This is a genomic window from Rhodococcus sp. MTM3W5.2, assembly GCF_001984015.1.
Taxonomy (GTDB): Bacteria; Actinomycetota; Actinomycetes; order Mycobacteriales; family Mycobacteriaceae; genus Rhodococcus_G; species Rhodococcus_G oryzae.
Map to the genome: position 1 here is coordinate 542,938 of NZ_CP019572.1, position 26,758 is coordinate 569,695.

At 68.5% G+C, this 26,758-nt stretch carries 28 protein-coding genes and 1 pseudogene; 17 read left to right on the forward strand and 12 right to left on the reverse strand.

What is annotated here, in order from left to right:
- Nucleotides 1–55: 55 nt before the first annotated feature.
- The 6 genes from BTZ20_RS02535 (at nucleotide 56) to BTZ20_RS02555 (ending at nucleotide 4,825) form a co-directional block, all read left to right on the forward strand.
- Entirely contained in the window at nucleotides 56–1,294 is a 1,239-nt protein-coding gene (locus BTZ20_RS02535) for an FAD-dependent monooxygenase (RefSeq protein WP_077040265.1), read from the forward strand.
- Nucleotides 1,295–1,372: 78 nt separating this feature from the next.
- Nucleotides 1,373–1,858 carry a helix-turn-helix domain-containing protein gene (locus tag BTZ20_RS27575; RefSeq protein WP_223263584.1) on the forward strand — a complete coding sequence of 162 codons (486 nt, stop codon included), beginning with the start codon at nucleotides 1,373–1,375 and terminating at the stop codon, nucleotides 1,856–1,858.
- Nucleotides 1,825–2,148: an IclR family transcriptional regulator C-terminal domain-containing protein gene (locus BTZ20_RS27580; protein ID WP_223263877.1), complete on the forward strand. Its 324-nt coding sequence runs from the start codon at nucleotides 1,825–1,827 to the stop codon at nucleotides 2,146–2,148. The genes BTZ20_RS27575 and BTZ20_RS27580 overlap by 34 nt, the downstream gene beginning before the upstream one ends.
- A complete protein-coding gene (locus BTZ20_RS02545) occupies nucleotides 2,145–3,395 on the forward strand; it encodes a CaiB/BaiF CoA transferase family protein (protein ID WP_223263585.1) in 1,251 nt (416 codons plus the stop codon). The genes BTZ20_RS27580 and BTZ20_RS02545 overlap by 4 nt, the downstream gene beginning before the upstream one ends.
- Nucleotides 3,392–4,261, forward strand: a complete 870-nt coding sequence (locus tag BTZ20_RS02550) for a citryl-CoA lyase (RefSeq protein ID WP_077040266.1) — start codon at nucleotides 3,392–3,394, stop codon at nucleotides 4,259–4,261. The genes BTZ20_RS02545 and BTZ20_RS02550 overlap by 4 nt, the downstream gene beginning before the upstream one ends.
- Before the next feature lie 51 nt (nucleotides 4,262–4,312).
- On the forward strand, nucleotides 4,313–4,825 hold the full coding sequence (locus BTZ20_RS02555; RefSeq protein ID WP_223263586.1) for a hypothetical protein: 513 nt from the start codon (nucleotides 4,313–4,315) through the stop codon (nucleotides 4,823–4,825).
- On the opposite strand, the gene BTZ20_RS02560 is transcribed toward BTZ20_RS02555, so the two are convergent.
- A complete protein-coding gene (locus BTZ20_RS02560) occupies nucleotides 4,811–5,209 on the reverse strand; it encodes a MerR family transcriptional regulator (protein WP_223263587.1) in 399 nt (132 codons plus the stop codon). The two genes, BTZ20_RS02555 and BTZ20_RS02560, sit on opposite strands and share 15 nt — an antisense overlap.
- 52 nt (nucleotides 5,210–5,261) lie before the next feature.
- Here BTZ20_RS02560 and BTZ20_RS02565 point away from each other — a divergent pair, with 52 nt between their 5' ends.
- On the forward strand, nucleotides 5,262–6,032 hold the full coding sequence (locus BTZ20_RS02565; RefSeq protein ID WP_077040268.1) for a methyltransferase domain-containing protein: 771 nt from the start codon (nucleotides 5,262–5,264) through the stop codon (nucleotides 6,030–6,032).
- 9 nt (nucleotides 6,033–6,041) lie between these two features.
- Here the strand turns inward: BTZ20_RS02565 and BTZ20_RS02570 are convergent, their stop codons facing one another.
- A complete protein-coding gene (locus tag BTZ20_RS02570; protein WP_077040269.1) occupies nucleotides 6,042–6,740 on the reverse strand; it encodes a TetR/AcrR family transcriptional regulator in 699 nt (232 codons plus the stop codon).
- Between the two features lie 117 nt (nucleotides 6,741–6,857).
- Here BTZ20_RS02570 and BTZ20_RS02575 point away from each other — a divergent pair, with 117 nt between their 5' ends.
- Nucleotides 6,858–7,577: a DUF4386 domain-containing protein gene (locus BTZ20_RS02575; protein ID WP_077040270.1), complete on the forward strand. Its 720-nt coding sequence runs from the start codon at nucleotides 6,858–6,860 to the stop codon at nucleotides 7,575–7,577.
- Nucleotides 7,578–7,765: 188 nt separating this feature from the next.
- The gene (locus tag BTZ20_RS02580; protein ID WP_077040271.1) at nucleotides 7,766–8,677 is read left to right on the forward strand and encodes a VOC family protein; all 912 of its coding nucleotides are present in this window, start codon (nucleotides 7,766–7,768) and stop codon (nucleotides 8,675–8,677) included.
- 73 nt (nucleotides 8,678–8,750) lie between these two features.
- Here BTZ20_RS02580 and BTZ20_RS02585 read toward each other — a convergent pair whose 3' ends face one another.
- A complete protein-coding gene (locus tag BTZ20_RS02585; RefSeq protein ID WP_189636568.1) occupies nucleotides 8,751–9,215 on the reverse strand; it encodes a MarR family winged helix-turn-helix transcriptional regulator in 465 nt (154 codons plus the stop codon).
- Between the two features lie 209 nt (nucleotides 9,216–9,424).
- Between BTZ20_RS02585 and BTZ20_RS02590 the strand changes: the two genes are divergently transcribed.
- Nucleotides 9,425–10,057: an NAD(P)-dependent oxidoreductase gene (locus BTZ20_RS02590; RefSeq protein WP_077040273.1), complete on the forward strand. Its 633-nt coding sequence runs from the start codon at nucleotides 9,425–9,427 to the stop codon at nucleotides 10,055–10,057.
- Between the two features lie 86 nt (nucleotides 10,058–10,143).
- Here BTZ20_RS02590 and BTZ20_RS02595 read toward each other — a convergent pair whose 3' ends face one another.
- Complete coding sequence (locus BTZ20_RS02595) at nucleotides 10,144–10,632, reverse strand: MarR family winged helix-turn-helix transcriptional regulator (RefSeq protein WP_077040274.1); 489 nt, start codon at nucleotides 10,630–10,632, stop codon at nucleotides 10,144–10,146.
- Nucleotides 10,633–10,682: 50 nt separating this feature from the next.
- Here BTZ20_RS02595 and BTZ20_RS02600 point away from each other — a divergent pair, with 50 nt between their 5' ends.
- From BTZ20_RS02600 to BTZ20_RS02615, 4 genes are all read left to right on the forward strand, one after another.
- On the forward strand, nucleotides 10,683–11,456 hold the full coding sequence (locus BTZ20_RS02600) for an SDR family NAD(P)-dependent oxidoreductase (protein ID WP_077040275.1): 774 nt from the start codon (nucleotides 10,683–10,685) through the stop codon (nucleotides 11,454–11,456).
- The gene (locus tag BTZ20_RS02605) at nucleotides 11,453–12,253 is read left to right on the forward strand and encodes a hypothetical protein (protein ID WP_223263588.1); all 801 of its coding nucleotides are present in this window, start codon (nucleotides 11,453–11,455) and stop codon (nucleotides 12,251–12,253) included. The genes BTZ20_RS02600 and BTZ20_RS02605 overlap by 4 nt, the downstream gene beginning before the upstream one ends.
- Nucleotides 12,250–12,942 (forward strand): SGNH/GDSL hydrolase family protein, encoded by a 693-nt coding sequence (locus BTZ20_RS02610; RefSeq protein ID WP_077040276.1) that lies wholly within the window; start codon nucleotides 12,250–12,252, stop codon nucleotides 12,940–12,942. Before BTZ20_RS02605 ends, BTZ20_RS02610 begins: the two co-directional genes overlap by 4 nt.
- A 217-nt stretch (nucleotides 12,943–13,159) precedes the next feature.
- Nucleotides 13,160–13,963, forward strand: a complete 804-nt coding sequence (locus tag BTZ20_RS02615; RefSeq protein WP_317616071.1) for an alpha/beta fold hydrolase — start codon at nucleotides 13,160–13,162, stop codon at nucleotides 13,961–13,963.
- Between the two features lie 60 nt (nucleotides 13,964–14,023).
- Here BTZ20_RS02615 and BTZ20_RS02620 read toward each other — a convergent pair whose 3' ends face one another.
- Nucleotides 14,024–14,752, reverse strand: a complete 729-nt coding sequence (locus tag BTZ20_RS02620; RefSeq protein ID WP_223263589.1) for a thioesterase family protein — start codon at nucleotides 14,750–14,752, stop codon at nucleotides 14,024–14,026.
- Nucleotides 14,753–14,853: 101 nt separating this feature from the next.
- Nucleotides 14,854–15,474: a TetR/AcrR family transcriptional regulator gene (locus BTZ20_RS02625; RefSeq protein WP_077043426.1), complete on the reverse strand. Its 621-nt coding sequence runs from the start codon at nucleotides 15,472–15,474 to the stop codon at nucleotides 14,854–14,856.
- A 162-nt stretch (nucleotides 15,475–15,636) separates the two neighbouring features.
- Between BTZ20_RS02625 and BTZ20_RS02630 the strand changes: the two genes are divergently transcribed.
- Both BTZ20_RS02630 and BTZ20_RS02635 read left to right on the forward strand, forming a co-directional pair.
- Complete coding sequence (locus BTZ20_RS02630) at nucleotides 15,637–16,587, forward strand: metal-dependent hydrolase (protein WP_077040278.1); 951 nt, start codon at nucleotides 15,637–15,639, stop codon at nucleotides 16,585–16,587.
- Nucleotides 16,587–17,747 (forward strand): hypothetical protein, encoded by a 1,161-nt coding sequence (locus tag BTZ20_RS02635; RefSeq protein WP_077040279.1) that lies wholly within the window; start codon nucleotides 16,587–16,589, stop codon nucleotides 17,745–17,747. Before BTZ20_RS02630 ends, BTZ20_RS02635 begins: the two co-directional genes overlap by 1 nt.
- A 77-nt stretch (nucleotides 17,748–17,824) precedes the next feature.
- Here BTZ20_RS02635 and BTZ20_RS02640 read toward each other — a convergent pair whose 3' ends face one another.
- From BTZ20_RS02640 to BTZ20_RS02665, 6 genes and pseudogenes are all read right to left on the reverse strand, one after another.
- Nucleotides 17,825–18,991 (reverse strand): serine hydrolase domain-containing protein, encoded by a 1,167-nt coding sequence (locus BTZ20_RS02640; protein ID WP_077043427.1) that lies wholly within the window; start codon nucleotides 18,989–18,991, stop codon nucleotides 17,825–17,827.
- 172 nt (nucleotides 18,992–19,163) lie between these two features.
- Nucleotides 19,164–19,979 (reverse strand): mycofactocin-coupled SDR family oxidoreductase, encoded by an 816-nt coding sequence (locus BTZ20_RS02645; RefSeq protein WP_077040280.1) that lies wholly within the window; start codon nucleotides 19,977–19,979, stop codon nucleotides 19,164–19,166.
- Nucleotides 19,976–21,519 (reverse strand): annotated as a pseudogene (locus BTZ20_RS02650) (flavin-containing monooxygenase). Before BTZ20_RS02650 ends, BTZ20_RS02645 begins: the two are co-directional and overlap by 4 nt.
- 22 nt (nucleotides 21,520–21,541) lie before the next feature.
- A complete protein-coding gene (locus tag BTZ20_RS02655; protein ID WP_077043428.1) occupies nucleotides 21,542–22,144 on the reverse strand; it encodes a TetR/AcrR family transcriptional regulator in 603 nt (200 codons plus the stop codon).
- Between the two features lie 222 nt (nucleotides 22,145–22,366).
- Nucleotides 22,367–24,808 carry a beta-glucosidase gene (locus BTZ20_RS02660; protein WP_223263592.1) on the reverse strand — a complete coding sequence of 814 codons (2,442 nt, stop codon included), beginning with the start codon at nucleotides 24,806–24,808 and terminating at the stop codon, nucleotides 22,367–22,369.
- Between the two features lie 161 nt (nucleotides 24,809–24,969).
- Nucleotides 24,970–25,587 carry a TetR/AcrR family transcriptional regulator gene (locus tag BTZ20_RS02665; RefSeq protein ID WP_077040282.1) on the reverse strand — a complete coding sequence of 206 codons (618 nt, stop codon included), beginning with the start codon at nucleotides 25,585–25,587 and terminating at the stop codon, nucleotides 24,970–24,972.
- A gap of 129 nt (nucleotides 25,588–25,716) precedes the next feature.
- Between BTZ20_RS02665 and BTZ20_RS02670 the strand changes: the two genes are divergently transcribed.
- Complete coding sequence (locus BTZ20_RS02670) at nucleotides 25,717–26,709, forward strand: hypothetical protein (RefSeq protein WP_189636569.1); 993 nt, start codon at nucleotides 25,717–25,719, stop codon at nucleotides 26,707–26,709.
- Nucleotides 26,710–26,758 lie beyond the last annotated feature (49 nt).

Below are 26,758 nucleotides of genomic sequence, written 5' to 3' on the forward strand. Positions count from 1 at the left end.
GGTACGACCCTCCATCGGCTGCGGCCGGGCCTGTGGTCCGGTAGGTTCCCGTGCTGTGACGAGCGCCAGCCAGAACCTTCCGTCCGTACTCATCTGCGGCGGAGGCATCGCCGGCAATGCCCTGGCGCTGCAGTTGACGCGCGCGGGCTTCCTGGTGACCGTCGTCGAGCGCGCACCCGTGCCGCGGCCAGGCGGTCAGGCCGTCGATCTGCGCGGCCCCAGCCGGGACGTGGCGGAACGGATGGGCCTGATGCCCGGCATCCGTGACCACCAGCTCGACGAGCGGGGCATGGTCTTCGTGGGCGACGACGGCCGTGAGCTGCTGCGGATGCCCGCCGAGATGTTCGGCGGTAATGGGGTGGTCGCGGACATCGAGATCACCCGCGGGGACCTGAACCAGGTGCTGTTGGACGCGATCGATGCCGCTGGCGGCGAGTTGGAATACCGCTACAACGAGTGGGTGGAGGAACTGAGGCAGGAGCCGAGTGGCATCGAGGTCACGTTCGCCTCCGGCGCCTGCGCGCGCTTCGACCTGGTCGTCGGTGCCGATGGCGTGCACTCGGCGACCCGTCGGCTCGTGTTCGGAGCCGAGGACGAGTTCGCGACCTACCTCGGCGGCTATATGTCGTTCTTCACCGTGCCGACCCCGGCCGGCATCGATCCGCACTGGTTCGCCATGCACTCGGTGCCCGGTGCCAGCAATGTCGGCCTTCGTGCCGATTTCGACCCCGCGACGTCGAAAGCCGTTGTCATGATCCGGATGCCGGCGGATCCGGCGTTGCACCGTGACACGGATGCTCAGCAAACGCTGATCCGCGAGCGCCTCGCCGAAGCCGGCTGGGAAGCGCCAGCCATTCTCGATGCCATGGCCGTCACGCCGGACTTCTACTTCGACGAACTGGCCCGGATCGACATGCCGACCTGGTCGAAGGGGCGGGTGACGCTGCTCGGCGACGCCGGTTACTGCGGTTCACCGCTGTCGGGCCAGGGCACCGCGATGGCGCTGGTCGGCGCCTACGTGCTGGCCGGGGAACTCGTCGCCTCCCCGGACGACCCGGCACGGGCGCTGGCCCGCTACGAGGAGGTCCTGCGGCCGTTCGTGGCCGAGGCCCAGAAACTGCCTCCGGGTGGCCTACGCTCGATGACGCCCAAGTCCCGCTTGGGGATTCGCGCCGGGAGGATGGTCAGCAAGCTGATGATGTCCCGTCTGCTGCAGCCCGCGATGGCCAAGGCGATGGCCAAGGCCGAGACCTACAGCCTTCCGGAGTATGCGAGCGCACCCGTCAGGGAGTGACCGGATCGACCTGCGGCGACAACAAGCCAAAACCACATAATGGTTCTGTGAAACCGGCTAGCGGTCTACTGTGAGGTGATGGTTGAAGCGGGACTGGCGGCGGACAAAGTGGACGGCGGGGTGCGCAGCATCGCCCGGGCAGTCGACGTGCTTCAGTTGTTCGACGTCGATCATCCGCGCCGCACGCTGCGCGAGATCGTGGCGCTGACCGGGCTGCCGAAGACCACCGCGGTGCGGGTGCTGGCCACCCTGGACGCCCTCGGTCTGATCGTCGATTCACGTGATTCCACCTACAGCCTGGGCGCGGGTTTCCTGCGCTGGGTCGATCTCGCGGGGTCCTTGTGGGAGGTCGGTGCGGACGCGCGACGCGTGATGACCCGTCTCGTCGACACCTGCGGTGAAACGGTCAACGTGTACATCCGCCGGGACCTCAGCCGAGTCTCGATCGCGCAGGTCGAGGGAACCGCCACCGTGCGCAGCGTGGTGAAGACCGGCGTCCCGTACCCCTCGAATTCGGCGCAGCCGCGAAGATCCTCCTCGGCGGTGCGCCCGAGTCGGTCCTGAGCCAGCTCGTCGAGTGCCGCACGGACCTCGATCTCGAAGCGCTTGGCAGCGAAGTGCTCGGCATCAGGAAAGCCGGATACGCGGTGACCCACGGCGAGCGCGAACTCGGCGCATCGGCCGTCGCGGCACCCATCCTCGCTGCCGATGGACGCGTGCTGGCTGCGCTGTCCATCGGCGGTCCCACCTCCCGATTCACCGCCGATCGGGTGGGCAGCTACGTCGACGCGGTCACCGAGTCCGCGGCAGAGATCAGCAGCATCGGTCTGGGAAGTGTGGAGGCGTTCCTGTGAACGAAGAGCACGAACACGACATCGAGGGCCGGGACTCGGGCACGAGCGTCGGACTGCTCGCGGGCGTCCGGGTCCTGGACATGACGAACGTCCTCGCGGGCCCGTTCGCCGGCTATCAACTCGCGCTCATGGGCGCCGATGTCATCAAGATCGAGACACCCGGGACCGGTGATCTCGCGCGCCAGCTCGGCGACAGCGCCGAGCTGAGCAGCGAGCGTCTCGGGACGTCCTTCCTGGCGCAGAACTCCGGGAAGCGTTCTGTCACGGTCAACCTCAAGACCGCGGGCGGCAAGGCAGTGTTCGAGAGGCTGGTGACGGGCGCCGACGTCCTGCTCGAGAACTTCCGGCCCGGTGTCCTCGAACGACTCGGATTCGGTTGGGACCGGCTACGTTCCATCAATCCCCGCCTGGTGTACTGCGCAGTCTCCGGGTTCGGCGCCGACGGACCCATGCGGACCAGGCCCGCGTACGACCAGGTCGTCCAGGGGTTATCGGGGATCATGTCGGTCACCGGCACTCGCGACACCGCGCCGCTGCGGGTCGGCTACCCGGTGTGCGACAGCTTCGGTGGTCTCGCTGCGGCCTTCGCCGTGTCCTCGGCGCTGGTGCGGCGACAGCGCACAGGGCAGGGTGCCTACCTCGACACCTCGATGCTCGATGCCGCCCTCACCTCGATGGGATGGGTGGTCTCCGATCACCTCATCGCCGGCCGCGAACCGACACCGATGGGGAACGAGAACATCACTTCGGCGCCGTCCGGCACCTTCCGGACCGCCGACGGAGCCCTCAACATCGCCGCGAACAAGCAGGAACAGTTCGAGATCCTGTGCCGAATCCTCGACCGCCTCGAGCTTGTCGACGATCCGCGCTTCGCCACCCGCGAGGACCGCAAACTCAACAGGGACGTGCTGCGCGAGGAGCTCGAGACATCGCTCAAGGCCAGGTCGGCCGCGGAATGGGACGAGATCTTCCTTGGCGCCGGAGTCCCCGCGGCCCCGGTGGTGTCGGTACCCCAGGCCCTGCGCTCGGAACAGGTCGCCCATCGCGGTCTGGTTGCCACCGTCGAGTCGCCGGCTGTCTGCGGCGGCACCTTGCAGGTTCTCGGGCTTCCCACACATGTCGACGGACATCCGGTGTCACCCGCCTCGCCCGCACCGAGGCTGGGTGAGCACACCGACGAGATCCTCGCCGAGATCGGCTACGGCCGGTCCGAGATCGACCGTCTCCGTGAGGATCACGCGATATGAGCGACGCGCGCGACGACGCGCTGTCCCGCACCAGCACCCGTGACGTCGTCGGCTGGTGGTCCACCGCGATCAGCGACATCGAGCCGGGCATCATCCGTCTGCGTGGGTACCCCGTCGAGCAGCTCATCGACGGGGTCGGATTCGTCGAGATGATCTGGCTCATGGTGCGGGGCGACCTACCGGCGCGTGGGCAGGCATCGCTGCTGGAGAAGGCGCTGGTGTCCGCGGTCGACCACGGTCCGCAGGCGCCGTCGATCGCGGCGGCCCGCATGGCCGCGACCTGCGGGGTCGGCCTGCACGGCGCCATCTCCACGGGAGTGGGCCTGCTCGGCGACGACCATGGCGGCGCCGGGCAGCAATGCGTGGAGGTCCTCGACGGGATCCGCCGAGCCACCCTCGAGGGTGCAGGCCTCGGGCAGGCCGTGCAGCGTTCCCTCGACGAGTTCGCTTCCGACCGCCGTTACGTACCCGGTTTCGGACACCGCTTCCACCCACGCGACCCCAGGCGTGACCCCCTGCTCGCCGCGGTGCGGCGTCATGTCGAGCTCGGCACGGTCACCGGGGAGCACCTCGTCGTCGCCGAGGAGATCGAACGTCAACTCGCGCAACGACATGACCGCCCGGTGCCGATGAACATCGATGGGGCCACCGCGGTCATCTACGCGGAGCTCGGATTCGCGCCGGAGCTGGCCCGCGGCCTGTTCATCCTGTCCCGATCGGTCGGGATCCTCGCGCACGCCTGGGAGGAGCGCGAGGGCGGTCGCCGCATCAAGGGGCCGCTGCCACCGCCACTGCTCGCCGCCTACACCGGGCCTGGTGCACGGGCGGTGCCCCGTCGCGAGAATGCCGACCACCGCGCTGGCTAGCCTGGGTGGGTGCCCGGAAACTCGAGCTTTCGAATCACTCGCCTGCGAACGTTGATCGAGCATCCACGCACCGGCGCCGGTGAACGGGCTGCGGCGCAGCGGATGCTCGATCGGGTCCTTGCGAAGGACAACCGGAACGGCGCCGGTGGCCGCGCCCACGGTGCGCGGCACGATCGAGTCGGCAGGCATGCGAGTCTCTCGCACATCGCGGACGCGATCCGCGACGACATCGCGTTCGCGCGAGTGGTCTTGGCGACGGACACCGCGCCGGGGCAGCTGGCCGTGCACGATCCGATTCGCGATGCCCCGCCTGGGATCACCTACCTGGTCGAGACGCCGCACGATGCCGGCGTCGTCATCACGATCGACGACGTCCCTCGGGACTGGGGGTGGGTGTCCGAGGACGGCATCGAGACCGTCAGCCCGGCGCTGCGGGCGCTCGCCGACGAACTGGCCGAGATCATGAACGGCTACAACCGCGGTGGTGCGGGCATCGAGCGGCGGTTCTTCGGAAGTGTTCGTGTGCGCGGCGAGACGCTGGTGTGGGGGTCACCCGGCTCCTGACGCCGTCACCGCACGCTGGAAGTGCGCGCACTGACTGAAATCCTCGTGGTCACAGCCCAATGCGCATTCGATGAGCTCGAGTGAGGCCTGGGCCGCGGAGATGCGGGCGCGCAGGGCGTCGGCCTCCGCGCGCAGCAGGTCTCGCCGCGCGGCAGGAGAGGTCGTGGCCACCAGTGTGCCGATGGTGTCCAGGGAGAGACCGGCGTCCTTGGCCCGCAGGATGACGGCCACGCGGGTGAGGTCGGATTTGTCGTAACGGCGGCGGCCGGCGGCGTCGCGTACCGGGCTCAGCAGTCCCATCGCCTCCCAGTGCCGCAGCACGTGGCCGGCCAGGCCGAAGCGCTCCGCGAGCGCGCCGATGCTCATGGTCTCGTCGTCCGTCACAGTGCTTCGCCCCCTTGACTTCATGTCCACCTTAAGTCGCAGCCTGGCAGTCATGAACACGGAAACTCAACAGAAGCAGCGATCGACCGATCAACTGATCGCGCTGCTCGACGCTGCCGACCGGCTGCCTGCTGCTGTGGAACTGCGCGAGCTGTCCTATCGGTTGCTGGGCGCAGGCCCGCACCTCTCCGTCGTGGATGTGGGCTGTGGCGCCGGCCGTGCGGTCGCGGAGCTGGCCGAGCGCGGGGCGCACGCGCTCGGCGTGGATCCGGACGTGCGAATGATCGCGGCCGCGCGTGGCCGCTGGCCCGAGGCGGATCTCCGGATCGCGGGCGCGTACGAGCTGCCCCTCGCGGATGCATCGATGGACGGCTACCGGTCGGACAAGGTCTTCCATGAACTGGCCGAGCCCGAGCGGGCCTTGGCGGAGGCGAGGCGGGTGCTTACTCCGGGCGGACGGATCGTCCTGATCGGACAGGACTGGGACACCTTCGTCGTCGACTCCGACGACCCTGGCCTCACCCGCGCCATCGTGCACGCCAGGGCCGACCTCATTCCGGGCCCGCGCGCGGCCCGCCGCTACCGTAACCTGCTGCTGGACGCCGGTTTCGGCGGTGTGACCCTCGAGGTACACACCGGGGTCTTCACCGGGACGCAGATGTTGCCGGCGCTGGTCCGGCTGGCTGAGGGTGCTCGCTCCGCCGGCGCGGTCACCGCCGAGCAGGCGGATTCGTGGATCGGTGAACAGCGTGCTCGCGCAGATGTGGATCGGTTGTTCCTGGCCCTGCCCGTGTTCGTGGCCGCCGCGACCGCCCCTCGCTGAGCGGTCGGCCTAGGCGGGTTCCTGGCCGGAGCCCCAGCCCTGTCGGTGTAGCCGCTCGACACCGTCGAGCAGGAGATCGAGGGTGAACTCGAACTCGAACTGGTCGTCGCAGCCGGTGCCCACCACCGAGTGCTCGTCGTGCGGGCGGCTGGCGGCGACCGCCGCGATGTGGGGGTAGGCCTCGGCCAGCCGCGCGGCGGCGGCCGCGGGGACTTCCTGATCGGCGCGGGCGGGGTCGTCGTAGAGCTCCTGGGTGAACCCGAAGATGCGGCTGCCCAGTGCGTGCATGACGTGATGGGTGAGGTCGATGGACAGGCCTCCGGCGATGAACGCCGCGATGGTGGAGTCCATGTAGGCCAGCACCGCCGGGGTCGGGGCGGTCCTCGACTCCATGACGCGTCGCGCCCACGGATGCCGGAGCAGCATGGCGCGGGCGGACAGGATGCGGGATCGGATCGCCTTCCGCCACGGCAGGTTTGGGTCCGGGGCGTCGATCTCGGTCACAACGGTGTCCACCATGGCGTCGAGGAGCTCGTCCTTGTTGGCCACGTGCTTGTAGAGCGCCATCGGGACCACACCCAGCTCCTGCGACAGTCGGCGCATGTTCACCGCCTCGATCCCGTCCGAGTCGGCCAGGGCAATGGCGGTGGCCAGCACGCGATCTCGATTCAGGGGCGTGCGGCGGGCATCCGTCTTGCTGCGGGCCATCGGCTCCGTCCTCTCCTGCAGGCCACCCGCCATCGGTTGACAGGTGTACTTCGTACACCTTAGCGTTCTGGCTGATGGTGTACTACGTACACCTCTGGATTCCTAGGGAGTTGCGCAATGACCTCAGCACGAAGGACCGCAATGGCCGCCGGTGTGTGGTTCCTGATCACCGAGGTCTCGGCGATCGCGGGGCTGGCCCTCTATCAGCCGGCACTCTCGGATCCCGGCTATGTCGGCGGCGCCGTTGCCGACGGCCGGGTGCTGCTCGGCGCCCTCTGTGAACTCGTCCTGATCGCGGCCATCATCGGCACCGCCGTCACGCTGTACCCGGTCATCCGCAGGCAGAACGAGGGCCTCGCCCTCGGTCACGTCGCCGGTCGCATCCTCGAGGCCGCGATCATCACCGTCGGCATCGTCAGCGTGCTGTCGCTGGTGACGCTGCGGCAGGGCGGCGCGGCCGCAGGCGCGGACGAGGGCGCACTCGTCGCGGTCGGGCAGTTGCTGGTCGCCATCCACGACTGGACGTTCCTGCTCGGCCCGAGCGTGGTGCTGGGTGTGAACAGTCTGCTGCTGGCCTACCTCGTGTACCGGTCTGACCTCGCGCCGCGACCCATCGCCGTGCTCGGGCTCGTCGGCGGACCGCTCGTCACCGTCTCCGCGATCGCCGTGCTCTTCGGGCTCTATGGCCCTGCCGCCCATGCCATTTCCGCGCTACCGGTATTTGCCTGGGAGGTCAGCCTCGCCGTCTACCTGATCGCCAAGGGCTTCAAGTCGATTCCCGTCGCGGATCGCACCGTCGGCTCGGGCAGCCTGCGCCCCGAGCCGTTGGTGGTGTGAGTTCGGTGCCGTTTGGCGGTGGGGCTGATGGTCCGGCGGCCGCGCGACTAAATAGTTAACTCTTGGCATTGCCAATCATTGGTTTGCATGTGTACCGTCGCCTCGGAACAACCAAACGTCGGGCATGACGCGACTACTCAGTTGGATGGGTAGAGCTGTCGCTGCCCTCGAGCGGAGGAGTCGGTCGCATGATTCAAGAGTTGTCCTATGTCGGAATCGGCTCGCCCCGGTCCGAGGAATGGCGGACTTACGGTACGAAGCTCCTCGGGGCGATGCTTGCTTCGGACGGGCCGGACGGTGCGGTCCGTCTGGCGGTCGACGACATCAACTTCCGGATTGCGATCCACCCCGGCGAGGAGGACGAGTTCCGTTACGCGGGATGGGGAATGGCGAATGAGACAGACCTACACGCATTCGTGGAACACCTCGAATCGCACGGGGTGGTGGTCCACGCGGGTGATCCCGAACTCCTGGCCGAGCGAGAGGTTGCCGAGCTGGCATGGTTCGAAGACCCCTGGGGCATTCGGCACGAGCTGACGTGGGGAAAGGCGGCTACGCCCCTGTCGTTCTCGACTGGCCGGACGATGCGCGGGGGCTTCGTCACCGGCGACCAGGGGCTTGGGCACGTTGTGTTTCAGGTTCCGGACATCGAGAAGGCCAATCGGTTCTACGTCGATATCCTCGGCTTCCGGCTTTCGGATCGGATCACGACCAAGTACTTCAGCGTGCGCTTCTATCACATCAACGGTCGCCACCACTCGCTCGCGCTGTCGGAGTTTCCTGGTCACGTCGGCTTCAATCATCTGATGCTCGAAGTCGAGCACATGGATGACCTCGGCCGTCTGATCGATCTACTCGACACACGCGACACCGACGTGATGCAGTCCCTGGGCAGGCACACCAACGACCTCATGACTTCCGTCTATATCGGGAGCCCTTCGGGATTGCAGATCGAGTATGGATACGGAGGGTTGACCGTCGACGACTTGAGTTGGGTCGCTCGGACCTACGGCAGGCCCAGCTATTGGGGGCACAAGCTCTCTGATGTCGCGAAGTCTCGCCTACCGGGAATCGTCAAGCCCATCGCCGCTGGTGCCTAGTGGCAACGAGGTCCCGGCATATCCGATGTCCACGCCCAGCGTCGAATGTCGCCAAACTCCGCTGCGTACAGAGCTATCGCGTGGCGCTGACCTCTGCGGCCGCGTCATAGATCCGAGCGGAGAGCTTGTCGAGGAGCGTTCGATCCCGGGCGGTCAGGGAAGCGAATATGGTGGCCTCCACCTCGTCCAGCGCCTTGTCTGCCTCACTCAGCTTGGTACGGCCGGCTTTGGTGATCGTCACGATCTGGCGGCGCCGGTCAGCGGGATCGCGCTCCCTAACGATGAACTGGCTCTCTTGCAGGCCGTCGAGATAGGCCACGATGTCGCCCGGGTCGATTACGACGCGAAGCGCGAGTTCCTTTTGGTGAGAAGGGCCGAGTTCGTGCAGCGTGCTGAGAATTGCGTGGTGGTTCGGCAGTAACCCCGTGCCTGCCAGCGTGTCTGCATAGCATTGGCGAACCCGTAAAGCCGCTCTGACCAGCACGTACCCTGGCCGACTTGAAAGCTGGGGTGCGCTGGAGTGGTTAGACGAACTCATGCAGGCATTATAGGGATGCCAAGTATTGGAGCAGCCAATTATTGGTTGACCTGATGCTGGCCATGGGTCGGGCATTCCGCCGCGAGTCTGGCAAGCATGCTCCATTGTCGATCTCGGTCATGCCGCAGCGCTGATGCTCATCTCCGTGCACAGGCGACTGTCTTATGGTTCAGTATGGTGAATCATTTACTGCTTCGATCGGAGTTGCTATGGACCTGTTGATGGCCGGGGTGACCGGCGGCACGGGGAGGCTGGCGTTGGAGCGGGCGCTGGACGCCGGGCATCGGGTGGTGGCGGTCGCCCGTAGGCCGGAGTCGGTGGCGGCCCGGCCGGGGCTGCGGGTGATCGGGGGCGACGTGCTGCAGGGCGGGCAGTGGCAATCGGAGGTCGGCGACTGCCGGGCCGCCCTGTCCTGCCTGGGCAGCACGGATCGCAAGCATCCGACGACCGTCTACTCGCAGGGAACCGCGAACCTGTTGGACGCACTGGCCGGCGGGCCGGAGCGGCGGCTCGTCTGTCTCTCCTCGGCGGGCCTTGAGATCGCCCCCGGCACCCCGTGGGCCCAGCGGATGGTGACCCGGCTGGTGATCCAGCCGCGGTTCCGGCACGGATACGCCGACATGGCCCGGATGGAGGAGTTCGTCTCGGCGCAGGACGTGCGGTGGACCATCATCCGACCGCCGATGCTGACCGATGCCGCCTCGGCGGGTGAGGCCCGGGCGGCCGTGAACCGGCACCTGGACGAGCCGCGGTCGATCGGCCGTGCCGCCCTGGCCGACTATGCGGTTCGGATCCTGGGAGACCCCACGACCTGGAAGGGGACGGTCGAGGTCTCGGCCTGACCGAAACGTCGGCCCTGCGCCGCGCGACGCTTTCCGTCGCGCGGCGCAGGCGGGTGGGGCAGGCGGGTGGGGCAGGCGCGGGCCGCTCAGGATTGGGCGCGGTAGCCGGGGTGCACGTCCGGCTCGATGCCGTGACTGGTGGCCACCTTCGCCAACAACTCGCCGAGGGTGTGTTGCTCCTCGGCCGACAGCGCCTCGACCAGGTCGGCCTCGTGTGCCTCGCCGATCTCACGCATCTGCGCCATCACCGCGCGGCCGCCCACCGACAGGTGCAGCTCGTAATTGCGACGATCCCGGGCGCTGCGTTGACGCTCCACCAGCCCCTTGGTCTGCAGGCCATCGACCAACGCCACCACCCGACTCGGCACCACGCCGAGCTTGGTCGCCAGCGCCTGCTGGCTCATTCCGGGATCGGTCGCGATCAGCCGCAGCAGGCCGACGTCGCTGGGCTGCAACTCCAGCGCGGACAGTCGCTCCGCGAACCGGGCGGTGGCGTACATGCCGAGCTGGGACAACAGGAAGCTCACCCGCTGCGCGGGCGGTCGGAACGGCTGCGCCGCGGGGTCGGTGGCCATGTCCGCACCATACCATTGACACGCAATCATTCTGTGCTATGAATGATTGCATGACTGGAATCAATAAGCTCGACGGAGCCGACCTCACCGGTCGGGTGGCGTTGGTGACCGGCGCGTCCGGATCGATCGGGGCCGCGGTCAGTCGCGCCCTCGCCGACCGCGGCGCGGCGGTGGCCGTGCACGGTCGCACCGAGGATCGGCTGACCGCGCTGGTGCAGCAGATCCGCGGGTCCGGCGGCACGGCCACCGCTCACCTCGGCGACGCGCGCGATCCCGACCATCTGGCGGAGCTGACCGAACGGGTGTCCGCGGACCTCGGGCCGATCGACATCGCGGTCCCGCTGGCCGGGGGTGCGGGCGCGCCGGAGCCGTCGGCGGCGATGAGCGCGCAGCGCTGGCGCGAGGTCATCGAACTCGACCTGACCTCGACGTTCCTCACCCTGCGGGCCGTCCTACCCGGAATGGTCGGGCGCGGCGACGGGCGGATCGTCACCGTCGCCTCCAGCGCCGGACGCCGAGCGTCACAGGCCAATGCCGCCTACGCCGCGGCCAAGGCGGGCGTGGTGATGCTGACCGAGCACCTGGCAAAGGAGCACGCAGGCAACGGCATTCGGGTCAACTGCGTGGCGCCGTCCATCGTGGAGACCGACACGCTGCGGGACCGAATGCCCGCCGCGCAGCTGGCCGCCATCGCCGGACACGTGCCGCTGCGCCGCATCGGCCAACCCGCCGACATCGCCGAGACCGTCGCGTTTCTCGTCTCGGACGCGGCGGGCTGGATCACCGGGAACACCATCGACATCACCGGAGGGATGACGCTGTGAACGAGAACGCGTATGACACGAATAGTGCCGTCGGACAGCGACCGAGCGGACCGTCGGGCGGCGTGCAGACGCTCGACCGGGTTCCCGGTCCTGCGCCCGGGAGGCGGCCGCAGGACGGGCCGCCGCTGCCGCCGGTGGCGATCGCCGCCGTCGCGCTGTTCATGGCCTCGCTGGTGCTGCCGATCGTCCTGGGTGGCGGGGCCGTCTACCCCTCGCCGTTCGCCTCGGGGGAGGAGATCGTCGGCTACTTCCGGGACCACTCGGACCAGGTGCTGGTCGCGAGCCTGCTGCAGTTCGCCGCCTCGCTGCCGCTGGCCGTCTTCGCCGCGGTCGTGTCGGTTCGGCTCAATCGTCTCGGGGTGCAGGCGCCGGGGCCGCGGATCGGTTTCGCGGGCGGCATCCTGGCCGCGGTTGCGCTGGCGATGTCGGCCGGCTTCAGCTGGGCGGTGACCCGGCCGGAGGTCCTTGCGCACGAGGAACTGATCCGGCTGCTGCACGACCTGGCCTTCGTCACCGGCGGGGCCGGGTTCGTGGTGCCGCTGGGCCTGCTCGTGGCCGGCATCGCAGTGCCCGGGCTGCTGGCCCGGTTGCTGCCCCGCTGGCACGCCTGGGCGGGCCTGGTGATCGCGGCGGTGGCGATGGTCGCGACGCTGTCCGTGGCGTTGCCCGGCCTGTCGATCCTGCTGCCGATCGCTCGCTTCCCGGCCTTCGCCTGGATCGTGTCGGCGGCCTTCTTGTTGCCGCGCCGGCGAGCCCGGCGTGGCGAAATCACTGCGAATCAAGGGAGTTCACGATGAGCAATCCGATGTTGCCCAAGCTGGTGCGGTTTCAGCGGCCGGATCGGGCGCTGCCATGGGCGCGGCCGGACCGGGCCACCGAGGCTGCGGTGTTCGGTACCGATCTGGCGGGATATGAGGCCGCGTTGGCCGATCTGGATCGTCAGCGGGACGAGGCCGCCGACCGGCTTATCGCGGACGCGGGGGTGGCGGATCGGTTGCGTCGCCTGCCGTTCGCCGCGGGGGAACGCATCGTGGCGATCGGCGAGAGCACCACGGCCGACCGATTGTCCTGGTTCGAGGTGCTACGCACACTGATCGCTCGGCACCGGCCCGACCTGGGGTTGGAGCTGACCAACCTCGCGGTGTCGGGGGCGTCCACCGCAGGGACGCTGGCCGGACTGGCCGGGATCCGCAGGCAGCCGGCCGATCGGGTGTTCATCCTGTTGGGCGGCAACGACATCCAGCGGTACGGTGTCGACGGGCCACGGCTGGTCAGCGAGGCCGAGACCGAGCGGAACCTGAGGCTGCTCCGCGAGCGAGCATCCGGCGATGCGGCGCAATGGATCTGGCTGACCCCGCCGCCGGTGGACGAGGCGGCAGTCGCCGCGTTCCCGTTCTTCGGCGGCGCGGGACTGCACTGGTCCAACGACGACGTCCGACGCACCTCCGGTGCGGTCCGCCGGATCGCGGGGACCGGGACCTGGTGATCGACACGAGCCCGGCCGTCACGGGGCCCGAATCGTTGCTCGAGGACGGGGTCCATCCCCAGGCCGCGACCCAGGCGGCCGTGGCGGGCCTGGTCTTGGACGCATTGACCCGGTGACGAGGTGGCGGATGGGTCAGGATGGTCCGCATGCGTGAGATCACCCTCGACCTCGACGAGGTCCGGTTGCGGGCCCTGACCTGGGGCCCGCAACCGGACGGTTGGCGGTTCTGCTGCACGGCTTCCCGGACACCGCGCACACCTGGCGGTACCTGGGACCCGCACTGGCCGAGGAGGGTTGGCGGGTGGTCGCCCCGTTCACCCGCGGCTACGCCCCCTCGGCGGTGCCGGCGGACGGCAGCGGACACATTGCGGCCCTGATGGACGACGCCGTCGCCATCCACGCCCGGCTCGGCGGCGGGTCCGACGCCGCGCTGGTCGGACACGACTGGGGAGCGGTCACCGCGAATGCGCTGGCCGCCCACGCCGAGAACCCCTTTGTCGCCGTGGCGGCGCTGTCGGTCCCGCCGTTCGCGACAATGCGGACGCCTGCCGCGCTCCGGGTGCTCCCACGCCAGCTGCGCAACAGTTGGTACGTCCTGTTCAACCAGATCCCGATGCTGCCCGAGCGCGTCGCGGAGCCGCTGATCCGCCGGTTGTGGGCCGACTGGTCACCCGGGTACGACGCGAGCGAGGACCTGCCTGCCGTGTTGGGGGCGATCGCCCTTCCTGCGCACCGCCGGGCCGTCTTCGCGTACTACCGGAACGTGGCCCGGCCGTTCCCGCGCCTGCCCGCGCGTTACCGGCGCTGGGCCGGTGCCGAGATGCGGCTGCCGTTGATCCCGACGCTCTACCTCCACGGCGAAGACGACGGCTGCCTCGATCCGCGGCTCGCTGCCCTTGTGGGGCCAGGCCTCCCACCGGGCAGCGAGGCCCACCTGATCGCGGGCGCGGGCCACTTCGTCCAGCTCGAGGAGCCGGCGGCGGTCAACGCCCGCATCCTGGAGTTCCTCGGCCGGCGGTGAGGCCGTCAGCTCGAGACCACGCGCAGCCCACCGGGCGAGCGGTCCCCGTCCTCGCGTGATCTACCGAGCGAAGTCGATCTGCCTGCGGCCGTTGGACAGCGCGGTGACGACGCAGGTGCCGAGCGGTCCGGTGCGGTCGTAGAGGGTGGCGGTACCGATCGAGACGCCCTCGGAGGTGACCGTGTTCTCGGCGCGGAGGCCGAGTTCGTACCCGACCGGGAGTCTCGACAGGGTGAGTGTCATGTCGGTGTTGATGTAGCCGGCGCCGTGGGAACCCCAGTGGCAGACGTGGTTCGTGGTGTCGCCGAGCACCGCAGCGCGCTGGAACGGCGAGATCGGTTCGCCGTCGACGAGCGGGGGAAGGCTGTGCCACGAGGTCTTGCGGTCGGCGTTCTGGTTCGCCGCGAAGTCGTGGGTCCACTCCCGGTCGCCGCTCTTGAACAGCGGCGGAGCCCCGTCCGGGGACACGCACCCCTCCGACGGCACCGGCAGGTCCGCCTCCGGGCTCCACATCCGGCCTGCGGGCTCAGGGCCGGTGGTCAGGAACACCGCCGAGGCGCGTGTCCGCACCTCTCCGTCCTGCACGATGGAGGCGTCGGCGACGGTGATCCGTGTGCCCTGACGGACCACCTCGCTGCGCACCTCGATCGGGGCGTTGAGTACCGGCCTGAACAGGTCCGCGGTCATCCGGGCCGGGACGAACCCAGCGGGACAGTGCGTTTCGAGGCTCCGGGCGAGCAGGCCGCACACGGCGTGACCACCCACCTGGGTCGGTGTCCAATGGCTCACCGCGAACTCTTCCGCCTCGAACCGATCTCCACGTCTGGTGAAGAAACTGACCATCGTCGCCAAACCCCCTGTTGGATACGCCTCGAGTGTATGTCTGTCGCCTAACTCCCTGCGGGCGAACGTGTCTGGGCGCTGATGGTCGTTCCCATCCAGCGGCGCAGGTATCCCCGCAGCTCCTCCTCGCTGCGGGGCGGGTCGCTGGGCGAGATGAAGAACGACTGCATGGTCCGCAGGGCGTACTCGACGAGCTCGCGGAGCGAGTTCTCGTCGTACCCGTGGCCCTCCCAGTCGACGTCGAAGCGCCGGATCATCGTCATGCCGAAGGCGCGCGCCTCGTCCGACGTGAGCCCGTAGGCGCCGACGTTCGAATGCGAACCCGAGAGCAGGATGCCCAGGTGAGGGATGCGATGTACCTCGTCCAGCGTGTAGATCACGCCCTCGGTCATCGCCTCGGCGGGGTCATTGAGGCCGTGCACGTGCTGCGTCAGTCGATCGAGGAAACCGTCGACGGATGCGATGGCCGCGGCCCGCATGAGGGCCTCGGCGCTGGGGAAGTAGCGGTACACCGTCTGACGAATGACGCCGAGCGACTCCGCGACGTCCGCGATGCTGATCGCCGACCCGGTGCGCGAGATCACCTCGACCGCGGCATCGACGATGCGGCGCGCGGCCTCCTCATCGTCGACCGGCGGCCGGCCACCCCATCCACGTCTGCGTGCCACCGAGCGGACGGTACCAGCACCGCATCCGGCCGCCTCGCGAACAGCGGTGGATTCGACCAAAGTGATCATACACAAATCGGATAGTTTGTATGATCACTGCGAATGCGACCCCACCTGCCCTGACAGGGGTTCGCCGGCGCCAACGGAAACGAGGAATCGCGCATGACAGATCTGAAACCCCGGAAGATGGACTTCGGGTTCGAGGGCGAGGACGTCCCATTCCTGTGGAACCCGGACAACCCGGCGTGGTCGAGCATGTCCAACGCGGTCTCGTTCCTGGCGATCGGCTTCGAGAAGATGATCGTCAAGCTGATTCTGCAGGCGAAGCCGCTGATCACAGATCCGGAGGTCGCGGCGGAGGCAGTCGCGTTCATGCGTCAGGAGGGGCACCACTCCACCGCACACCGCCAGCATGTGAACGCGCTGATCCGGCGCTACCCCGGCCTGCAGAACACCCTCGACGCGGTGACCGGCGAGTTCGACCTCCTCACCGAGCGGACCTCGATCAACTACAGGCTGGCGTACACCGCCGACCTGGAGGCCACGTTCACCCCGGTGTTCAAGCTGATGCTCGACAACGAGGCCACCCTGTTCCGGCCCGGCGACGACCGGGTCGCGTCCCTGTTCATCTGGCACTTCGTCGAGGAGGTCGAGCACCGCAGTTCGGCGCTGATCATCTACGACTCCGTCGTCGGAAACGAGCTGTATCGGATGCGGATGGCTGCGTCGATCTTCGCGCACGTGATGAAGTCGATCCGGATTGCGTGCGCCGGCTTCAACCAGCACGTTCCGCTGTCCGAGCGGAAGGTCGACTCGATGTCGATGTTCGCCCGGCACCGGGCCAAGCAGAAGGTGCTGACCGCCTTCGCGCCGTACCTGACCAAGGGGCCGATGCCGCGCGCGTTCGACGGCCTGCCGATCGGTGAGCAGCTCGCCGCCCTGTCCGGCGCCGTCCGCAGCCAGATGCCCGGACACAAGCCCGAACACGAGAAGCTGCCCGTCCTCGCCGACGAGTGGTTCACCCGCTACGACGCCGGCTACGACTGCACCCGCTGGTACACCGCGGACTCGCAGAAGCCCGAGGCCGAGCCGGTCTCCGCGGGGGCGAACTGATGTCGGACCACTGTTCGCCCACCTTCTCGGATCTCGCGACCCGCCTTGGCTTCTCGTGTGAGGAGGCCGGTGGGCTGGTCGAGGTCCGCAACCCGTTCGCGCTGGAGAACTGGACCCTGCCGGTCCTCGAGTTCACCATTGTCCTCGGGGCGGTGCTCGCGCTCGTCTACGCGATCCTGCGGCTGCGCAGGCACGGTGATCCCACCAACCTGGTGCTGTGGTTCGGTGCCACCGCGTTCCTGTTCGTCATCGAGCCGCCGATCTACTTCCCTGCCACGTTCGGCACCGAGGACTACCTGGGCACGATGTTCGCGCACAACGTGTTCACCGTGGACTTCCTGTGGGGTCGCCTGCCGCTGTACATCGTCGCGATCTACCCGTTGATGGCCACCATCGCGTTCGAGATCGTCCGGATGCTCGGAGTGTTCCGGAAGTACGGTGTGCTCCTCGGCGCGGTGTGCGTCGGCTTCGTGCACCACGCGTTCTATGAGATCTTCGACCAGCTCGGGCCTCAGCTGCGCTGGTGGGAGTGGACGCTCGACAACAAGGTCAACCTGCCCTTCTTCGATTCGGTTCCGCTGCCGAGCGTCGTGGTGTTCGCGGCGCTGTGGCCGATGTCGTTGGCGCTGTGCGTCCAGTTCTTCGTCGGCAGGCACGTCGATGCGGGCCGGCGCTTCTCCGGCCTGCAGCTGGTGTGGCGCACCGTGGTGATCGGCCTCGCCGCCTCTGTCGGGGTGTTCGTGCTCCCGCTGCCTGCGACAGTCTTCGGCATGGGGAGCGACACGGCCCGCGGGTTCCTCTACGCCGCGGAGTTGGCCGTGCTCTCGGTCGTCGCGGTCATGGTCCTGGTGCGGCAGTGGTCGCACCTGCGGCAGGAACCGTCGGATGCGCCCGGGTACCGGGATGGCTTCGCCCAGTGGTACGCCGTCGTGTACCTGGCCGTGATGGGGGTGTTGTGGATGTCGGCGCTACCCGACTTCTTCGGCGCCGTCGACGGGGTCACCACGAACGGCGATCCGGTCGGGAACCTCTGGTACACCATCGCGTGTTTCGCCGTCGCGATCCTGTGTGTGGCGGCCACTTTCACCGTGGCGCGCGGGCAGTCGAAGGACGGTGGAGAGCCGGTGTCCGGCGAGAGCGCGGTGACGCAGCCGGCCTAGGTCGGTGTGATGCGTGGACACGGTTCGAGGCCCGTCGCGTGTGACGGGCCTCGAACCGTGTCCCGGGCCGTTCTCGGTCAGTCCGCGCACATCGCGGCGTCGACGACCTGCTGCGCCGCGCCGACGGAGTCCTCGCTCATCGGGATGTGATTGAGGGTGAGCGTGACCGCACGGCCGTTTGCGTCGACGCCGCCGGAGGTGCCGAACCCGGGGATACCCCCGCCGTGCCCCCAGATCTCGTTCCCACACGAGCTGTGCACGCGGACGAGTCCCAGGCCGTATGCGTCCTTCGGGCCGCGGTCGAACGGCACGGTCTGCTTCATCTCGGCGAGCCGGTCCTGCGATACGAGGTCGCCGCGAAGCAGCGCCGCGAAGAACGTGTTGAGATCGGCGCCGGTCGCGACCATGGCGCCCGCGGTATCCGCCCACGACACGTCGCCCACGGTGACGTCGACCTGCTGCTCGCCGATCCGGTGATATCCGTTGGCGTGCGGTCCGCGGATCTGTGTCTCCCCGGAACCCGGGAAGTAGGTGTCCTTCAGCCCGAGCGGATCGATGATGCGTGTGGCGATCTCCTGCGCGGCGGGGCGGCCCGTGACCTTCTCGATGAGCATCCCGAGCAGGATGTAGTTGGTGTTCGAGTAGACGGCCTCGTTCTTGGCGGCCGGACCGGGCGGCAGAGCCATCGCGATCCTCACGAGCTCGGTGGGCGTGTAGTGCCCCACGGGTTCGTCGTTCATCGCGATCCGCAGCTGTCCTGGCTTGACGTCCTCCGGCTTCGCTCCGCCGGGCGCGAGGTAGTCCGTCAGTCCGCTGGTGTGCTGCAGGAGATCGCGGACGGTGACCCGGTTACCGTCGTTCCCGTTGCCCGCCACGATTCCGGGCAGGTAGTGCTCGACGCTCGTGTCGAGGTCGACCGTTCCCTCGTCGACGAGCTGCATGACGACGGTCGCGACGAAGGCCTTTGTGTTGCTACCGATCCTGGCCCGTGCGTCATCGGGGATCGGCTCGCCGGTGGCGGTGTTGCCCACACCCGCGCGGAGGACGCGCGTGCCGCGGTCAGGATCTGTGATCACCAGCTGCGCGCCGGGAATCCCCCGCTCGGTGACGGCGTCGAGCCTCTGCTGTATCGGGGCATCGGGCGACGGGGCGGACTGCGCGGAGTCACCGCAGGCGGTCGCCCCCAACGCGAGGGCGGCGGCGGTGGTCACGGCGAGCACGGCGCGACGTCGAGAGACGGGCATCTGCACTGGTCCTCCTGGTCATCGGATCTCGAGGTGAGATCCGCACGACCAGAAGAGTATTGACGCGTGAGGGCGCTTCCCATGGTGCTGACCACCGTCTTTCCGGTGGACCTGCCTGGAGCATCCGGGGGTGGAGCGGGCTGTACCCCCCGGACGCTGCGGGCCTGGGCGATCAGCGCGCGAGGAACCCCTTGTCCACCGGGATCTGTGCGCCGGTGATCACGGCGGAGGCGTCGTCGGCGAGCCAGACGACGGCTTCCGAGATCTCCTCCGGCTCCACCAGCGCATCGGTCTTGAGCAGGTTCGGCGGGTAGCTGTAGACGTACGTCGGGTACTGCTCGAAGAGCTTGTACATCGAGGTGTCGTTGCCGAGTGCCGTGTTGGTGCCGTACGGCAGAACGACATTCGCGCGAATGCCGAACTCGCCCAACTCCACCGCCAGTGCCTTCGTCAGGCCGACAACCCCGAACTTGGCCGCGGCGTAGTGGCCGCAGCCGGGAGGCGCCTTCACGCTCGCCGACGAGCCGACCGTGATGATGGACCCGCCGTTGCCTGCCTCGATCATCGCGGGCACCGTCGCCTTGATCGTGTTCCACACCCCGGTCAGGTTCACGTCCACCGTCTCCTGGAACTGCTCGGCGGAGATCTCCCAGAGGCGGCCCCAGTTGCACACACCCGCGTTGGCGACCACGACGTCGAGGCGACCGAAGGTCTCGATGGTCTCGGCCACGACGGCCTGCTGGCCGGCCAGGTCGCGCACGTCGACCTGCCGGGTCAGCACCTTGCGCCCCTCGGATTCGATCAACCGCGCCGTCTCCTCGAGGTCGCCGGGATCGGCCATCGGGTAGCCACTGAACTCGGCGACCTGTGCGCAGACATCGACGGCCACGATGTCCGCCCCCGCCTGCGCCATTCGAACCGCGTGCGAACGGCCTTGTCCCCGAGCCGCTCCCGTCACATAGGCGACTTTCCCCGCGAGTGAGCTCATGTCGATACCTCCGTGAATGTGTAGTCGAATGTGTAGTCGTCGACCGATGAGAACCGGCTGAACCAGAAGGCGCCGCTGATGGTCTGCGGCCGGTAGTAGAGGGCCTCACCCTGCGAGTTGACGAAGTAGGTGCGCAGCCCCGGGTTGCTGTCCACGGTGTAGGCGCTGATCGCCTTGCCGTGGCGGCGCATCTTGTGCACCCATCGGGAGAACGCCTCGGTGCGCACCTGTGCCACCGTCGCACCCCTCCGCCCGGTCTCGGTGATCACCCGCACGGCGTGCCGGGCGGTCAGGTCCACGAATGTGTGCCACGCGATGCCGACGTATCCCTGAGGCGCGACCAGCGACCAGCGGTTCGGCAGGCCAGGGTGCGCGCTGCCGCCGTAGCTGCGCAGTCCGTTGCGTCGGTAGTCGTCGGCCAGGTCGAACCCGTCGCGACCGACGATGGCGCCGCTTCGGTAGGTCTCGGGGTCGGTGAACAGTTCGTATCCGGTGGCCGCGACGATCAGGTCATATGAGCGCTCGGTGCCGTCCGACGTGCGGATGCCGTCGGCTGTCACCCGTTCGATCGGGTCGATCACCAGCGACACGGACGGATCCGCGAGGGCCGGGAAGAAGCTGCTCGACAGCACCGGCCGCTTGGCGAGGATGCCGTAGTCGGGAACCAGCGCGGCACGGATGCTCTCGTCATCGACGCTGCGCCGCAACAGGCGTCGGTAGATCGACTGCCAGATCCGGTCGTACTGCGGCATGACCGTGGCGAGGAACCTGCGCGGGAGCAGCGGCAGCACATTGCAGAGGAACTGCATCGGCAGCTCCATGGCGGCCAGTGCGGCCCCGTTGATGAGGGCACCCGCACCGGGAATCGAGAGAAGGCGGTGGGCTCGTTCGGACAGCTCGACGTCGGGCTTGGGCAGGATCCAGGACGGCGTCCGCTGGTAGATCTCGACGCTGCGGGCCTGCTGATAGATCGTCGGCACGATCTGCACCGAGCTCGAGCCGGTGCCGATCACCGCGACCCGTTTGCCGGACCAGTCGTAGTGGGGTCCCAGGAGTTCGGGCGAAGGACTGTTCCGGTGAAGTCGTCGATTCCCTCGATGTCGCCGGCCGGCTTGGCGTTGACGTAGCCGCCGACGGCATTGATGACGAACCGTGCGCGGACGGGGGCATCGTCTTCGATGTGCAGTACCCACAGGCGCTCCGCGTCGTCCCACACCTCCCGCTCGACGGTGCAGTTGCCGCGAAAGTACTTGTGCAGGTTCAGGTCTTCGGCGACCTGCTTGTTGTACTCCTGGATTTCCGCGCCCGTCGGAAAGAGGCGGGACCAGTCGGGCTTGCGCGCGAAGGGGAACTGATAGAACAGCGTGGGCACGTCCACGGACAGGCCTGGGTAGACGTTGTCGCGCCAACTGCCTCCGACTTCGTCACTGCGTTCGAGGATGACGAAGTTCTCGATGCCGGCCCGCTGCAAATGGTGCGCGGCGGTGATGCCGCCCGGCCCGGCGCCGATGATGGCGACGTCGACGTACTCGTGTGTCATTCCAACTCGCTTCTGTTGGTTGTCAGTGACGTGGTGCCAGCCCGTCGAGCATGAGGTCACCGATGCGCGTCCGAGCGTCATCTGCGCTGCTGAACCCGGCCACCGAGAACGGCAGGATCTCCAGACTCAGGAGAACGCGAACGATCAAGTCGCCCGCATGCATCGTGTCCAGGCCCGAATCGACCTCGCCTCGCCGCTGGGCATCGGCGACCAGCGTCGCCCAGAACGCGGCCCAGGTGCGGCACAGCGGATCGCCGTAGTGCTCCAGCAACGTCGCGATGATGCTGTCGGTGCGGAGCGGTGGCACGAGGGCCTGCGGAGTGGTGGCGTGTTCGTAGATGAGAGCGGCCGCCTCGCCGACCTGGCCTCGCAGCGTCGGTATGGGTGTCACGGCCGCGGCCAACCCGTCGATGAAGGCGCTGCACAGGTAGGCAAGGCCGGCGTTGATGGCGGCCTGCTTGTCGCCGAACGCGTTGTACACCGTGCCGCGGGACACCCCGGCCGACATGGCCACCTCGCTCAGTCGAAACCCTCGAACCCCGTTGCGCCGCACGCATTCCCCGGCCACCCGAACCAGTTCGAGGGTCGGTCCGGCCGCGGGGGCCCCATCGCTCTCATTGAGCATGTTGAACAAATTACGTCAAAGTGTTCAAGGCGGTGCCCGATTCGAAAAGAATGCCCCGCCACCGAGCCCTCGCCGTTTCAGGCAGCGGGCTCGGTGGCGGGGCATTCGTGACCATGCCCGGCCTTACCGCGAGGGACGGTGGGCCGGGGATGGTCTACAGGCCGGCCCACCGCGAGGGACGGTGGGCCGGCACGGCCTCGGGCCGGGTCGACAGCTGAACTGTCAGACGGCCGCTTCGATGGACAGGGTCAGGGGGCAGTCTGCGGAGGAGCCGCCGACCGTCAGGTCATACGCACCGGGGCGGTAGGCCCACTTCCGGCTCGTCTCCTCCCATGCCTCGAAGGCGCGCTGCGGCAGGGTGACGGTCGCCGTCACGGTTTCGCCTGCAGCTGCCTCCACGCTCGCGAAGCCGGCCAGCGCGCGAGCGGGCCGGGACGGGTCGCCGTCCACCGGGGCGAGGTAGACCTGCACGACTTCGCGTCCCGGCCGGGATCCGGTGTTGCGGACCCGGACCGTGACGGCGTCGCCGTCCCACTCGATGTCCTCGTATTCCCAGGTGGTGTAGCCGAGGCCGTGCCCGAACGAGTACGCGGGCGCGGCGTCGGACCGGTCCCAGGCGCGGTACCCGATGAACAGGTCCTCGGTGTAGACGAGCTTTCCGTCGGTCGGGGTGACCTCGGTGACCGGGCAGTCCGAGAGGGTGGCGGGCCAGGTGGTGGGCAGCCGGCCGCCGGGCTCGGCCGCGCCGGTGAGCACCTCGGCCAGCGCCGAGCCCGCCTCCTGGCCGGGGAACCAGCTCAGCAGCACCGCGGCAACATCGTCACGCCACGGCATTTCCACGGGGGCGCCGGAGTTGACGATCACAACGGTGCGGGGGTTGGCGGCGACGACGCGCGAGACCAGCTCGTCCTGACGTCCGGGCAGCTGGAGAGTTGTGCGGTCGAAGCCCTCGGACTCCACCTTGTCGGTGGTCGCCACGACGACGACGGCCACATCGGCCGCGGCCGCGGCGGTCTCGGCCTCGGCCATGAGCTCCTCGGGGTCGCGCTGCGGCTCGAGGTGCCCCAGGGCGAAGCTGACGACGGCGATGGGGGCGCCCTCCATCTTCATCGGGTCGTACCGCAGGACGACCTCGACGGGGCGCCCCGCCTCGAGCTCGACGACGGCGCGGTCCTTCGGCGAGCCGAAGAACATCTCGAACGGGTCGAAGCTCTCCAGTGCCTGGTCGCCCTCGAACACCGTCTCGCCGTCGACGGTCAGGGTGAACTGGCCGATTCCCTTGGTGCCGAAGCGATGCGGGCCGGACAGCTCCGGCGTGAAGGCGCCGAGGATCTCGACGGTCTGCAGCGTCGGGTAGTCGATGCCCTCGGGGAGGTCGCCCATCCACATGATGTTGCCGTCCGCCAGCGGGAGCTCGCGCTGCAGCGAGCCGTCGGCAGTGAGGCAGCGGGCACGCAGGTCGAACCCGCGGCCGGCGACACCCATGTCCTCGCTCAGCACCGTGCCGACGTTGTAGCTCAGCGCGCCCTCGGGCAGCGCGGCCGTCAGCCCGTCGAGCGGGGAGACGACGGTCTCGGGGAAGACCATGGCGGAGCCGCCACCGAGCACCCGGGCGTCGCGCGCGGCCAGGCCGATCAGGGCGACGGAGGTCCCTGCGGCGTCGATCGGCAGCACGGGATCGCCGTCGACCTCGGCGTTGCGGGCGAGCACGAAGGAGCGCCGGGCGACCTCGCGCGCGATCTCGCGGCCGTCGACCGCGGTGGGGAGCTCGGTGACGGCGGGCGCCGCGCCCTCGAGCAGTCCGACGCGAGCCGCGAGCAGCAGGACGTGACGGACGGCGTCGTCGACGACGGACTCGTCGACCTCGCCGTCCTGGACCGCCTTGACCAGGCGCTCGCCGTAGACCGACTGCGGGCCGGGCATCGCGACGTCGAGGCCGCCGATGATCGCGCCCACCGTGGAGCGCGTGCCCATCCAGTCGGAGACCACGATGCCGTCGAAGCCCCACTCGTCGCGAAGCACTCCGCGCAGCAACTCGGCGTGCTCGCTCATCGTGGTGCCGTTGACGCTGTTGTAGGCGGACATGATGGCCCATGGGCTGGCGTCCCGCACGATCGCCTCGAACGGGGCGAGGTACAGCTCGCGCAGGGCCTCGGGGGAGACGATGTTGTCGACGAACATGCGGTCGGTCTCGGCGTCGTTGGCCACGAAGTGCTTCACGGTGGCGCCGACGCCGCCGGACTGCACGCCGCGGACAAAGCCGGAGCCGATGGCGCCGGTGAGCAGCGGGTCCTCGGAGTACGCCTCGAAGTGCCGGCCGCCGACCGGGGTGCGGTGCATGTTCACGGTGGGGGCGAGGAGCAGGTGCACGCCCTTGCGGCGGGCTTCCTGCGCGAGCAGTGTCCCCGCCCGGGCGATCAGCTCGGGATCCCAGGACGCGGCCATCGCGGTGGGCGAGGGCAGCAGGACGGACGGGTCCTCGGGGCCCCAGCTGGACCCGCGCACGCCGACCGGGCCGTCGGACATCACGACGGAACCGAGCCCGATCTCGGGAAGCGGCGGCAGCGTCCAGATGTCCTGCCCCTGGAGCAGTCGTGCCTTCGCATCCAGATCGAGCTTGGCGAGCGCCGATTCCACGGCCTCGCGCGTTGCTTCGTCTTCCATCGTGAACTCCTTCGTCATCGGCCGGGTGTTGCCCGGCGTGCCGGCAGGGAGAAGTGGCCGTCGGCTCGCCGGCCCGCCGGAAGGTGATATTGCCAGTCTACCTTGTGGGCACTAGGCGTTGTTATCAAAACGTTATCTGCGGCGAGGGGAGTGCGCGGGGTCTAGCTCTGGTCGGCCCGGTTCCCGACGTGGTCGCCCGCGCTGAGTAGGGAGATGAAGTTGCGGAAGGCGGCGGTCATGTCCACCTCGTCCGGGGCCAGCAGCCACTGGATCTGCATGCCATCGAGCATGGCAATGAGCATGGGCGCGGCCTGGTCTGGCGTGAGTCCGCCCGGCAGGCGGTCGCCGAACTCCTTGCTCAGCAATTCCGCGAACGCACCGCGGGCGGCGGCGTAGCGCTCGGTGAAGTACTCGCGCGCCGGGTGCTGACCGGTCGTGCTCTCCGCGGCCAGTGCCGTGTAGGTCTGGACGACGCCGGGGCGTCCGGCGTTGAACTCCACGATCTGTTCGAGGTGGGACAGTCGCACGTCCGTCGACCTCGCGAGAAGGGCTGCGGTGTCCCATTGGTCGCGGGCCTCGAGTACGCCGATCAATAGGTGCTTCTTGCTGGGGAAATAGTGCAGAACGCCCGGCTGCGTCAGTCCGACGCGCTCGGCAACCGCGGCGAGGGTGGTGGCGCGGTACCCGCGCTCCGCGATCTCGGCCATCGCGGCGTCGAGGATGGCCTCGCGCCTGGCCTCTGCCCTGGCCGCACGTCCGCCCCGCTGTCGCTCCGTCACGAGGCGAGCCTAACGACGAGGGCGCGGCTCCGGCGCGGCGACCTGCATTGTTTGGGATATATAACGATTGCGTATCAAAGCCTTAGGGTCGTTAGGTGCTGTCGTTAGTCTCGGCCCATGAGAAGTCGCTTGAGTAGAGGCGTAGTCCTCCTCGCCGCAGCAACCCTGGCCGTGCTCGGTGCCGGCGCCACGGCGCAGGCCGGTGCGCCCGCACCGGGCAACGAGCCGGCCGCGTCCGTCGAAGCCACTTACTCCGAACGCGGACCGTGGGAGGTGACCAAGCAGCAGGGATTCGGTTGTTGCGACTCCACCGGCCACAAGTTCGACGTCTGGTACCCCACCGACCTCGGCGCGAACGGGGATCTGCACCCGATCATCACCTGGGGCGACGGCACCTTTGCGCACCCCTTCCAGTACGACTACCTGCTCTCGCACCTGGCGTCCTGGGGTTTCGTGGTGATCGCACCCGACACCACCAACTCGGGCTCCGGCCAGGAGATGCTGGACGCGGTGGAATTCCTCAAGCGCCAGGACAGCGATCCCACGAGCGTCTTCTATCAGACGCTCGACACCGAAAACGTCGGCGCGATGGGGCACTCCCAGGGCGCGATCGGCTCCATCAACGCCACTGTCCGTTCCGGCGGCACCGTCAAGACCACGGTCCCCATCGAGCTCCCCGGCCAGTACATGTGCACGCTCAACATGCCGAAGCCGGACGCGGCGATGACCATCTGCGCGGACCCTAAGGCGCTGACCAGTGGCTCCGTCCTGTACGTCAACGGCTCCGGCAGCCCCATCTCGCCGTCCACCCAGCCGCTTCCGTGGGAGCAGATCGGACCGCAGTCCGCGCAGGGTTACTACGGCGCCACCCCCGACTCGGTGGAGAAGGCGATGGCGACGCTGAACGGCCCGAACCACAACGACATTCAGGGCCAGCCCGGCTGCCCCGCGAACGATCCGGGCTGCGTCAGCGGCGTGCAGGGCTTCCTCGGTGTTCTCACCGCCTGGAACATGGACAAGCTGCGCGGCGACGCGCACGCGCACAGCGCCTTCGTCTCCGGGACCGGTGAGCTCTTCGGTCAGACCGCCTGGAGCAACCAGGCGAGCAACATCACCGGCTGATACCTGGTCGGCCGCACTCTCACAACTCCCACGCGATCGGTTCCCCCCC

Coding starts and splice junctions, on each gene's coding strand:
- BTZ20_RS27575 (WP_223263584.1), top strand. CDS start 1,373: ATGGTTGAAGCGGGACTGGCGGCGGACAAAGTGGACGGCGGGGTGCGC.
- BTZ20_RS02610 (WP_077040276.1), top strand. CDS start 12,250: ATGAGCAATCCGATGTTGCCCAAGCTGGTGCGGTTTCAGCGGCCGGAT.
- BTZ20_RS02580 (WP_077040271.1), top strand. CDS start 7,766: ATGATTCAAGAGTTGTCCTATGTCGGAATCGGCTCGCCCCGGTCCGAG.
- BTZ20_RS02630 (WP_077040278.1), top strand. CDS start 15,637: ATGACAGATCTGAAACCCCGGAAGATGGACTTCGGGTTCGAGGGCGAG.
- BTZ20_RS02595 (WP_077040274.1), bottom strand. CDS start 10,632: ATGGCCACCGACCCCGCGGCGCAGCCGTTCCGACCGCCCGCGCAGCGG.
- BTZ20_RS02660 (WP_223263592.1), bottom strand. CDS start 24,808: ATGGAAGACGAAGCAACGCGCGAGGCCGTGGAATCGGCGCTCGCCAAG.
- BTZ20_RS02570 (WP_077040269.1), bottom strand. CDS start 6,740: ATGGCCCGCAGCAAGACGGATGCCCGCCGCACGCCCCTGAATCGAGAT.
- BTZ20_RS02655 (WP_077043428.1), bottom strand. CDS start 22,144: ATGCTCAATGAGAGCGATGGGGCCCCCGCGGCCGGACCGACCCTCGAA.
- BTZ20_RS02565 (WP_077040268.1), top strand. CDS start 5,262: ATGAACACGGAAACTCAACAGAAGCAGCGATCGACCGATCAACTGATC.
- BTZ20_RS02550 (WP_077040266.1), top strand. CDS start 3,392: ATGAGCGACGCGCGCGACGACGCGCTGTCCCGCACCAGCACCCGTGAC.
- BTZ20_RS02640 (WP_077043427.1), bottom strand. CDS start 18,991: ATGCCCGTCTCTCGACGTCGCGCCGTGCTCGCCGTGACCACCGCCGCC.
- BTZ20_RS02635 (WP_077040279.1), top strand. CDS start 16,587: ATGTCGGACCACTGTTCGCCCACCTTCTCGGATCTCGCGACCCGCCTT.
- BTZ20_RS02575 (WP_077040270.1), top strand. CDS start 6,858: ATGACCTCAGCACGAAGGACCGCAATGGCCGCCGGTGTGTGGTTCCTG.
- BTZ20_RS02600 (WP_077040275.1), top strand. CDS start 10,683: ATGACTGGAATCAATAAGCTCGACGGAGCCGACCTCACCGGTCGGGTG.
- BTZ20_RS02645 (WP_077040280.1), bottom strand. CDS start 19,979: ATGAGCTCACTCGCGGGGAAAGTCGCCTATGTGACGGGAGCGGCTCGG.
- BTZ20_RS02590 (WP_077040273.1), top strand. CDS start 9,425: ATGGACCTGTTGATGGCCGGGGTGACCGGCGGCACGGGGAGGCTGGCG.
- BTZ20_RS02585 (WP_189636568.1), bottom strand. CDS start 9,215: ATGAGTTCGTCTAACCACTCCAGCGCACCCCAGCTTTCAAGTCGGCCA.